Consider the following 9,848-nt stretch of genomic DNA (forward strand, 5'->3'; position numbering starts at 1 on the left):
ATGAATTATGATCAAATTATTGAATAAATGAAATTAAGTATCCAGCAATAAAATTCAAAATACTTTGAATTTTAGAGTGGAGAAATGAAGCATAAAATCAACTTTTTTTAGGAATATTTGATCGAGAGAAAAACTGGAAGCGATCGCTACAATATTTAGTCCGATGGCATAGATTAGTATACGCTATATATAGTGTCTTTGCGTAAGTCCTGTTGAAGTTCATCTTCTTAGCTACAGTCTCAAACGAATCCTTGATTAATTCTAATCCTTCTGCTGTAAATACACTTTTCCGATATTTAGTCACACATACCAAATGTACTTTTAAGTCTGAGATACTATGTCTTTCTTGTCTTAACATATTGCATACCAAATTCAACTATGCTAGAGTTATAGTATACAGACCAAAAATAAATTCAAGATGAGGGCTAGATACAAGTATAGAATATACCCAACTAAATATCAGCAGACCAAGTTAGCGCAACTATTTGGTTGTGTTCGCGTAGTTTGGAATGATAGCCTAGCTTGCTGCAAAGAAAAGCACGCTCAAAGAGAGAAGAAACCTTACTTATCTGAACTACAAAAACAGTTTATCACTCAAGCTAAAAAGACTGAACATAGAGAATGGCTATCAGAGGTTTCTGCTATACCATTGCAGCAATCTTTGAATGATTTAAACCAGGCGTTGCTCTAACTTTTTTCAATCAACTCAAGGCCATAGAAAAGGTAAACCTGTTAAACCTCCTAAATTTAAAAAAAGGAAATCGAAGCAAACGGCTAGGTTTACGAAAGGAGGGTTTAAAGTTGGTCAGGACAAAGTTCCTAGCAACGCCAAGATTGGAAAGCTGAAAATAGTTTGGTCAAGAGATCTGCCTGCTACTCCATCATCAGCAACAGTAATTAAAGATTCAGCTAATAGATACTTTCTTAGTTTTGTAGTAGAAATACAGCCAGAAGAGTTGCCTCAAATTGATAATTCAGTAGGTATAGATTTAGGAATCAAAACTTTTGCTACTTTGAGTAATGGAGAAAAAGTTGACGCACCAAAACCGCTCAAGAAACGCATTAAGAAGTAGCCTCTTTCAGAGGAGCTGCGCTAACGAAAATTAAGTAAGTCATTATCTGATAAAACTAGAGGCTCTAAACGATATGAAAAAGCCAGGCTAAGAGTTGCAAAATTTAATGGCAAACTGAAAGATACAAGGACAGATTTTCTTCATAAACTATCTACTAAAATAATTCGTGAAAACCAAACAATTGTTTTAGAAGACTTAAATGTTTCTGGAATGCTTAAAAAGCGGTGCGACCCCGCGACGACGAAAGTCGCAAGCGGTCGGAACCCGGCGAGGTTTCCTCGCCATGGGAATGCCGACCAAGAGAGGGAACGCGCACCAAGAGACCGTAAATTATCCAGAGCTATTTCTGATGCGCGGATGGCGAACTTTCCGAACATTCCTAGATGGAATTGCTGAAAAATACGGTCGTGATTTTAGAATAATTAGCAGGTGGGAACCAACATCACAAAAGTGTTCATGTTGTGGTTTTAAAGGTGGAAAGTTAGACCTTTCAGTTAGGGAGTGGGAGTGTCTAAACTGTGGCAGTAAACATGATAGAGACGAAAACGCAGCAAGAAATATATTAGTCGCGGGCGGGCAGTCCGAGACAAAAAACGGACGTGGAGGCAAACATAAGACTACCGTTAAGGTAGCAGAAGTCAGTGAAACGTCAACCCGCCGAGGAGCTATGGCTCGGTAGGAATCCCCGTGCCTAACAGCCGGGGAGGATGTCAATGATTCTAAAGTTCAACCCACTATCCTGCTAGCACTTTCTTGCAATGAATGTAGTCGGTGATAAATACCCTCTTGGCGCAATAAGTCCTCATGGCTACCCACTTCAACAATTCTACCTTGGTCAAGTACCACAATTTTATCGGCCTCCCGTACTGTACTGAGTCTATGGGCAATAATAATTGTAGTGCGAGTCCCAAAAATATCGTGCATTGCTAACTGAATAGCTCGCTCACTTTCATAGTCTAAACTAGAAGTTGCCTCATCAAAAATTAGTACATCTGGGTCTACTAACAAAGCTCTAGCTATTCCTATACGTTGTCGTTGACCGCCGGATAATCGCATCCCTCTTTCACCGACAACTGTGTAGTAACCTTGAGGCATTTGTTGAATAAATTCATCAGCTTTAGCAATTTTACAAGCTTCTTTAATTTGCTCAAAAGTGGCTTGAGGATTACCGTAAGTTAGGTTACTTAATAAAGTGCCATTGAATATATCTACCTCTTGATGCACAATCGCTAATCGACGTCGATAACCTGTAATATCAAGACTATTAATATCTTCTCCATCGATTAAAATTTTGCCTTGATTTGGTGAAAAATATCTGAATAGTAATTTGACTAAAGTAGATTTTCCTGATCCAGATTTTCCGACTAAAGCAATAGTTTGACAAGGTGTGATTAAGAGATTGATATCTTTTAAAACTGGCTTGTTGGGATTGTAACCAAAGCTCAATTTTTCCAACTCAACTTTGCCTGTGAATTTGTAGGGATTAATATCTGTCGATTTGGCAATTGCTTCTGTTAAATTAGCAGCATCAGAGCCTATAGGTAATTGCATAAATTCATGGAAACGAATCATGGAAGCATAGCGACGGACGAATTCTTCAGTTAATTGACTGATGGGAGTTATTTCTGCATAAGCCATGCTTGCTAAAGTGTATATAGTTACAAAATATCCTAGAGAAATTTCACCAGATAATGTTGCAAATAATGTCAAACCTAGAATGAAGAATAGGCAAAATTCAACAATACTTGTCTGATACATTGATAGCCAGACATAGCTTTTATGAATTCTACCTATAACAACTTTGAGAGCGCGGTTAATTCGAGTAGTTTGTCTTTGCAATTCTTGAGTTTCTGTGGCAAATGCTTTGACTGTTTTTATATTGGTAATAATTTCTGAGTTGTGACTTTCTGTGTTTTCTTCATATTTATCAAAAGCGATTTCTATTTTGGCAATATATTGAAGGCTTTTGAGAGTAAAACTCAGGATGAAAATAAATGAAGCAAGGAATAAAAGAGCAATTCGTGATTCTATTAAAAAGATGACAATAAAAATGCCGAATACCCGCACTAATTTGGGGATTAAAATACCTGCAATTTCTGGGTAAGTCCAGGTGTGGTTTAAGACTCCTTTAGAAATACGGTTGGCGATACGTCCAGGGTTATTTTCGTCGTAGAATTCTAGGGGTAGGGTGAGAATTTTTTGGACGGCTTTTTGGAAATGATCTCGACGTGCTTTGAGGGGAACTACCCAATGATACCAATGCCCTAGCCAAGCCATACTTGGACCTTTGGTGATGCTGACTAAAAATATTAGTCCTAATGGCACTGATAGGGATAATAGTTGATTAGTGGGTAGTCCGGTTAAGTTGGCAATTGCCCTAATTAATTGTTGCATTGGCCAGTCTGTGGAACGTCCTGAGAGTACATTCAAAATCTGGCCAATGGCATAAGGAACTATGAGGTCTGTTAGTTCTAGGGCACTTGATGCTCCAATGCTGGATATGGAAAGTGGCAAGTATGCCTGGTAGTATTTAATTATGTCCCTGAAAGTTGCCATAATTCTATTTCAATTTTAGAACCACAGCTATTTATGTTAATACAACAATAATACTTTTGTAATATAAAAGTGAAAATTTCCCGATTTAGATTTTGGATGAAAAAACCAGATCGTTATAGTTGACTAACCACAAATCTAATCAAAACGCAAATTTTGTGTTTAAATGGTTAGTCCAGCCCACTTTTTTCAAGTAAACGTTATTTTAATCACCCTAAAGGGTTCGCCAGTTGCTCCACTTGGGGAGACCCCAAGACCGCACTGGCTCACAATACGTCGGGATGCGCGGCCAGTTCTGACCCCTATTGTTCGGTATTAAACAGGCAAAGAGATTTGAAAAGCTAGTTGAATAATTATTAACTATTAATTAATAGTTAATAATTAGTGCTGGCTGATTAAATATCGCGCGTATTTATAGATAAAGCTTTGAGCAATTTTAAGCCCTCAAAAAGTTCGAGCTTTTCGATTTAGCGAGCTGAAAAAGTGAGGATTGTAGGGTAATGGGAGTCAGAAAAATCACTTTGACTATTATGAACGGCCATTCTCTATAACTCCCATTGATCAAGACTCTTAACTACTCCTTCCTGTACGGGCGATTTGCTCTTCGCCCCTACTCCCTACTCCCTACCTCAACCATGCATACTTTCCATACGCAAACCCTAATTAAAAATTTCTCTCATTATTCATTAATTTGCTAGTGTGCCGAACCTAAAAAGCTTAAATAACTGGACGAGGCCAACTTTACACTTTTTGTAGGAGGGACACAAAAATGTCTAATTCAAGCAATTATATATTCGTACTTGATGGAAGGAAAAAACCCCTAGCACCATGCAAACCAGCCATGGCGAGGTCTTTGTTAAAAGCTGGCAAAGCCAAAGTTTTTAAGCGCTACCCATTCACAATAATTCTGAATAAATCGGTGGCTCTTGAAAATCAAGGCTTGCAATTAAAAATTGACCCTGGTTCTAAACAAACAGGCTTTGCTTTGATAACCCAAAATGAAGAAGTTATCTTTGCAATGGTTTTAATCCATCGCGGTCAGCAAATCAAAAACGCTTTGGAGCGACGGCGAATTCTTCGTCGAGGTCGCCGGAGCGCGAAAAACTCGCTACCGTAAGTGCAGATTTTTCAACCGCAAACGAAAAAAAGGATGGCTACCACCAAGTTTAAGGCATCGGGTTTTGACTGTAGAAACCTGGGTTAATAGACTTTGTAAACTAAGTCCGGTAAGTAGTTTAGCTATGGAATTAGTCAAGTTTGACACCCAGAAAATACAGAACCCAGAAATTTCTGGGTTTGAGTATCAACAAGGTGAACTATTTGGTTATGATGTCCGGGAATATCTACTAGAGAAGTGGGGTCGATTATGTGCTTATTGTGGGGCAACAGATACACCCTTAGAAGTTGAACATATAGTCCCACGCTCAAAGGGAGGCAGTAATCGGGTATCTAATTTAGCCATAGCTTGCCATCAATGCAACCAGGATAAGGGTGCTATGGATATTCAGGAATTTCTGAACAATAAACCGTCTGTACTAGCTCGCGTTCTAAAGGTTGCCAAAACGCCGTTAAAAGATGCTGCTGCAGTTAATTCAACTCGTACCCAAATTTTTGAAACTTTAAAAGCAACAGGTTTACCTGTGATTACTGGTAGTGGTGCTGATACTAAATATAACCGTCGTCGGTTGAATTTGCCATGCATAACATTGGATAGATGCTGCTTGTATTGGTGAAGTTAAAAAGTTAACAATGCTGACTTCTCAACCCCTAGTTGTCACAGCAATGGGACATGGTTGCCGACAAATGGTACAGATGGATAAATATGGTTTTCCTCGGATTGGTTACAAGGCCAAAAAACCTGTACCAGGTTGGAAAACTGGGGACATTATCAATGTAGTCAAAGGCAAAAATGCTGGGTTAAAAGGAGTCAGGATTAAAACTGTGAGAACCAAAGGCAGTTTTGATATCCGACAGGGGGATAAAATTTTGTCTGTGTCTCGAAACCATATCCAACCTGTCCATAGACGAGATGGATACAATTACTCCTATTGAAGTATATTTTTTCTCAGAGTTGCGATCGCGACAGCTAAGTTTACAGCAGAAGGCAGACGGTATAGTGCTACAGGCAAGTCAAAATTTCAAAGTAATCTCTGACTTTGTGTTGTTGAGTAGCTTTCTTTACTGTATAAACCTCAATTATAACTATAGCATTTTTCAAGTTACTGAGGTACAGTTATTTTTCTTCTTTTCTATTCTATTCCCCAGAATTACTACTCTGTACAGACGTTATATAGAAAGTCCCTACCTACTCCCTCAAACATTTGATTAATCAGGTTAAAAATCAATGTTATTTTCCAAATTCAGTAAATTTTTTCTCACAACAGTAATCAGTTAAATATTAATTTCATTCCTAATTGGCATATTGTTTTCAATAGCTATAGTCGTGTCATAATTCCTGATAATTTTTTAATTACAGATAAATTGAATGGAAATAATACTAGATATTTTTGCTATCAAGAAGAGCATTTACTTATCATAGGTGATATTTGGTTAACTAATCAAACTCAATTATATTTTGAACTGGATTTAAACTCCGAGTATGAATTTAAAAATGAGTTCATAGTCATTTTTAAATTGTGGTCTAAATTAGGAATAGATTGTCTTAATTTACTGCAAGGAATGTTTGCTTTTGCTATTTGGAATAAGCAAGAACAAAATTTCTTTTTAGTCAGGGATGGAGTGGGAAGTAGGACTCTATATTTTTGTCAACAAGGTGGTAATTTTTATATTGCACCTCGATTGAAAACTTTATTACCTTTTCATTCAAAAGAATTAAATTTAGTTGCACTTAGGGATTATCTAACTTGTTCGTTTATTCCTGGATAAAATACCTTATGGAATGGAGTCAAAGAATTACGTCCTGGTTCAGTGTTAACCCTACCGACGGGAGAAATTAATTATTATTGGCAACCAGAACAAAATATTAAATATTCTCAGGAAACCTTGGAGTTTCATAGTGATAGATTAAGACAAGAGTTAGAAGGGATGATCAGAGAATATTTACCCGAAAAACAACCTATTGGGATTTATTTATCTGGGGGATTAGATTCTAGTTGTATTACTGCTTTATCTGCTAAATTTAATCAAGACAAAATCCATACTTATTCGATTCATTTTGGTGCCGAATGTCCTATTTTTGACAGACAACTAGGGGGTCAAAACTATAATTATTTAACTCAGAATTAGGGATTAAATTTTGATTTGGGGTAATAGGCGGTAATAATTTTTCTGGTGTATGATTAATCAAGTTCCATCGATAAACCTTATTTCTTGGTCAAGAATTAATATTAATTTGATCGGGAAATTACAAAATTAATTAGGGTTTGCTGAATAAATGAAAACAGTCTTAGAGAGAGGAAATATAGGGAAAGGGGGAAGTAAGTGTTGAATCAACTTTTTGGGAGTTTCTTACTCCCCACACTCCCCACACTTCCCACCCTCTGTTTTTTCACCTAATTAGCAGGTGTCAAAATAATTACTGTGCGCTGGTTTACATCAGCAGCAGGATCGGTATTAGGAAGTGGTTGAGAATAACCTACTCCTTCGCCAACAACCTGATAAGGTAAATTCTGCCCTTTTAAATATTCGACCACAGCATTTGCTCGGTCTTGGGAAATTAGTTGATTTAACTGAGCATCACCAACCCTAGATGTATGACCTTCAACTTTAATGGCAACTTTATTAGGATCGTATTCCTTAATTTCTGAGATGAGACTATTTATAGTTTGCTCTGCTGTGAAAGGTAATTCAACTTCATTAAAACCAAATTTGACTTGACCTAGAGTTTTTGGTTGAGTCAAAGATTTTCCTTGTGACTGAGATGTTGTCGTTATGTCTGTTGTAGCAGTGGGAGTCTCAGGTTCGGGTTGTGATGTAGCAGTTGGTTGTATAGTTTCGGTGTTAGTAGTAGTTTCTGTCGTATCAGTAGTGGGTTGTTCGCTAGAGGTTGTTGTTTCTGTCGTATCAGTAGTGGGTTGTTCGCTAGAGGTTATTGTTTCTGTCGTATCAGTAGTGGGTTGTTCGCTAGAGGTTGTTGTTTCTGTCGTATCAGTAGTGGGTTGTTCGCTAGAGGTTGTTGTTTCTGTGTTTACCTCTGACTGTCGATCTGTCGATGCATCAATTTTTGTCTCGGTGTCTTCTGTTTCTGTGGTTGTAGTTGAAGAGTCTGGTTCAGTATTAGTTGTAGTTGTCTCAGTTTCTAGGGTTTCTGTTACTTGAATTTCTTCTGTTTGAGAATCTACATTTTCCGAATCTACATTTTCAGTTAATTGAACATCAATAGTGGGGCGTTTAAAAGCGTTAGGACTAGCAAAAGCCCAAGCGCAAATAATCATAAAGCCCATACACGCTGCTAAAATTGTAGGACCTAAAACTTGTTGGTTATCTATTTTTTTTTCTGCGCTCATATCTAAAATATAGCTCCAAACTAGGTTGGTATTATTACTTTTATTGAACTAATCTGACGATCTAATGATCGAGGTTGATAGAATCTGCTTAATAAACCAAATTTTAGTAATGGTTATGATATTAAGATTCTTGCCCTTATTTATAACAGGATTTTATGAGAAAGGATATAAAGTGTAACGTATTTTTCCGAAGTTCTTTATATTCCATTGAATTTGGCTCTGCTGAAACAGTAGAATGCTATTCTGTTTCACACAAGTCACCCATTCAAAAGTCAAAAGTCATGCATCAGGATTTTATAGACTAAAAACTTTGACGCTACAGTAATTTCCGGGAATTATTTCACATCCAAAGTTTGAAAGTATTTGTGACATCTTGAAAGTGAATTGGTATGCAAATTTAGTTTTCTCACTGAGGAAGTGGAAGATTAATAATTCTGTATAATGATTAGATTTTAATTGGAAATTTTTTAATAAACCGACAACTATTGTATCCTGGGAATAGTTAGAGGCGTTCCTGTGGAACGTCTCTAGAAAGTTTTGATTAGTATTAATTAACCAACTGTATAAGCGGTACTAAGTCCCCACAAAAGGAGAAAGACTATACCACCTAAGATAATAATCGCAGAAATAGCGATCGCGCTGGGAGTATCTGCTCCCTTAAATTTCATTATTCCACGGTCGAGGTCAGACATGATATTTATCTCCTAAATTCTGCTTTTTATTTTAGCTGAGAATTTCGAGAAATATGTCTATGTTGTTACTGTATTTTCTCATACTTCTGTGGCGGATTTGTCTCGAATTTTAAAATAATAATAAAGATTGGCAATGGTCATTTCAGTTATCAGTTATCAGTTGTCATATTTGAGGCAGTTATTGGATAATTCCAAGGTTTTATAATTTGTGTTAATAGTTCTTTGACTGATATAAGACTCAAATTGTTTCCTTAATTCTGGTTTGATTAAATAGGAATATACAAATCTGAGTTATTAGAATTTTTCACTTATAGCTCTACTTGAATCGGGAATAGGGAACACTTAACTGGGAACAGTAAACTGTCAAAGGGTTTCAGCATTGAGAAATGTCCTAACCTTTGCTCCGACTGCTATACTACCTTTTCTAGACAAATTTCACTATGTAGTTGTTCTGGAGTAATTGCATCTAAAAGTCGATTAAACTCTTGAGTTTCTCTCAGTAATTATGGCATTCTCATGGCAACAATTCTAATAATTAGAGTTTGAATTGGTTCTTCTGTTAATTCAGATAGGTATTCTAATTTTTCATAGAGAGATTCTGAAATTTCCAAGGATAGTTTTTTGTTAGGCATTTTTTTTCTTTTTTGTAACTTCTACTCAGGTATAATAAGACCATTTCTCAAAAAGAATGCTATACCCGATCGGGTGGGGAAGTGTGGTCCGTGTGGTCCGTGTGGTCCGTGTGATCCGTGTGGGGAGGTAGGGACGTTGCACAGGCAAAAATGCGTTTCATGTCGCGCAGCGTTAGCGGAGCTTTGCGTCAGCAAAACGTCCGTACAACATAAGAATAAGAGCTGATTCATAAAGAGAATCTAAAGAAAGTTGCTCCTAGTCAAATGAGGTGTTATTGTTGAGTATAGTTGCTCCATATTATAACTAATGAGTCGTCTACCTGCGATCGCTAACCCTAAACGTCAACCATACCCAAGCGACCTGAGTGATTCGTATGGGGGAGATACTCAAGCCTCTGCTACCTAAGCCTAAAGGCTTTGGGCATCCTGTTC

At 37.1% G+C, this 9,848-nt stretch carries 9 protein-coding genes and 3 pseudogenes; 7 read left to right on the forward strand and 5 right to left on the reverse strand.

Annotated elements, in window-relative coordinates:
- Nucleotides 1–214: 214 nt before the first annotated feature.
- A pseudogene (locus F6K22_RS19360) lies at nucleotides 215–358 on the reverse strand (transposase); the annotation flags it as partial.
- A 60-nt stretch (nucleotides 359–418) separates the two neighbouring features.
- Between F6K22_RS19360 and F6K22_RS42245 the strand changes: the two are divergent.
- The 3 genes and pseudogenes from F6K22_RS42245 to F6K22_RS19370 all read left to right on the forward strand — a co-directional run bounded on the left by F6K22_RS42245 (nucleotide 419) and on the right by F6K22_RS19370 (nucleotide 1,752).
- Complete coding sequence (locus F6K22_RS42245) at nucleotides 419–691, forward strand: helix-turn-helix domain-containing protein (protein ID WP_363273931.1); 273 nt, start codon at nucleotides 419–421, stop codon at nucleotides 689–691.
- A gap of 265 nt (nucleotides 692–956) precedes the next feature.
- Nucleotides 957–1,235 (forward strand): annotated as a pseudogene (locus F6K22_RS42250) (transposase); the annotation flags it as partial.
- 37 nt (nucleotides 1,236–1,272) lie between these two features.
- Nucleotides 1,273–1,752, forward strand: coding sequence for a zinc ribbon domain-containing protein (locus F6K22_RS19370; protein WP_363273933.1), 480 nt, complete (start codon nucleotides 1,273–1,275; stop codon nucleotides 1,750–1,752).
- A 47-nt stretch (nucleotides 1,753–1,799) separates the two neighbouring features.
- Here the strand turns inward: F6K22_RS19370 and F6K22_RS19375 are convergent, their stop codons facing one another.
- A complete protein-coding gene (locus F6K22_RS19375; protein ID WP_293101317.1) occupies nucleotides 1,800–3,629 on the reverse strand; it encodes an ABC transporter ATP-binding protein in 1,830 nt (609 codons plus the stop codon).
- Between the two features lie 766 nt (nucleotides 3,630–4,395).
- On the opposite strand from F6K22_RS19375, the pseudogene iscB reads away from it, so the two are divergent.
- The 4 genes and pseudogenes from iscB to F6K22_RS19395 all read left to right on the forward strand — a co-directional run bounded on the left by iscB (nucleotide 4,396) and on the right by F6K22_RS19395 (nucleotide 6,872).
- Nucleotides 4,396–5,678: pseudogene (gene iscB, locus F6K22_RS19380) on the forward strand (RNA-guided endonuclease IscB).
- Complete coding sequence (locus F6K22_RS19385) at nucleotides 5,656–5,955, forward strand: hypothetical protein (protein WP_293101320.1); 300 nt, start codon at nucleotides 5,656–5,658, stop codon at nucleotides 5,953–5,955. The pseudogene iscB and the gene F6K22_RS19385 overlap by 23 nt, the downstream one beginning before the upstream one ends.
- Before the next feature lie 152 nt (nucleotides 5,956–6,107).
- A complete protein-coding gene (locus F6K22_RS19390) occupies nucleotides 6,108–6,512 on the forward strand; it encodes a hypothetical protein (protein WP_293101323.1) in 405 nt (134 codons plus the stop codon).
- Between the two features lie 42 nt (nucleotides 6,513–6,554).
- The gene (locus tag F6K22_RS19395; RefSeq protein WP_293101326.1) at nucleotides 6,555–6,872 is read left to right on the forward strand and encodes an asparagine synthase-related protein; all 318 of its coding nucleotides are present in this window, start codon (nucleotides 6,555–6,557) and stop codon (nucleotides 6,870–6,872) included.
- A gap of 266 nt (nucleotides 6,873–7,138) precedes the next feature.
- On the opposite strand, the gene F6K22_RS19400 is transcribed toward F6K22_RS19395, so the two are convergent.
- From F6K22_RS19400 to F6K22_RS19410, 3 genes are all read right to left on the reverse strand, one after another.
- On the reverse strand, nucleotides 7,139–8,092 hold the full coding sequence (locus F6K22_RS19400; RefSeq protein ID WP_293101328.1) for an OmpA family protein: 954 nt from the start codon (nucleotides 8,090–8,092) through the stop codon (nucleotides 7,139–7,141).
- Between the two features lie 551 nt (nucleotides 8,093–8,643).
- A complete protein-coding gene (locus tag F6K22_RS19405) occupies nucleotides 8,644–8,784 on the reverse strand; it encodes a hypothetical protein (protein ID WP_168186274.1) in 141 nt (46 codons plus the stop codon).
- 503 nt (nucleotides 8,785–9,287) lie between these two features.
- Nucleotides 9,288–9,416, reverse strand: a complete 129-nt coding sequence (locus tag F6K22_RS19410) for a hypothetical protein (protein WP_293101339.1) — start codon at nucleotides 9,414–9,416, stop codon at nucleotides 9,288–9,290.
- Nucleotides 9,417–9,848 lie beyond the last annotated feature (432 nt).

The sequence above is a fragment of the Okeania sp. SIO2F4 genome (assembly GCF_010672385.1).
Taxonomy (GTDB): Bacteria; Cyanobacteriota; Cyanobacteriia; order Cyanobacteriales; family Microcoleaceae; genus Trichodesmium.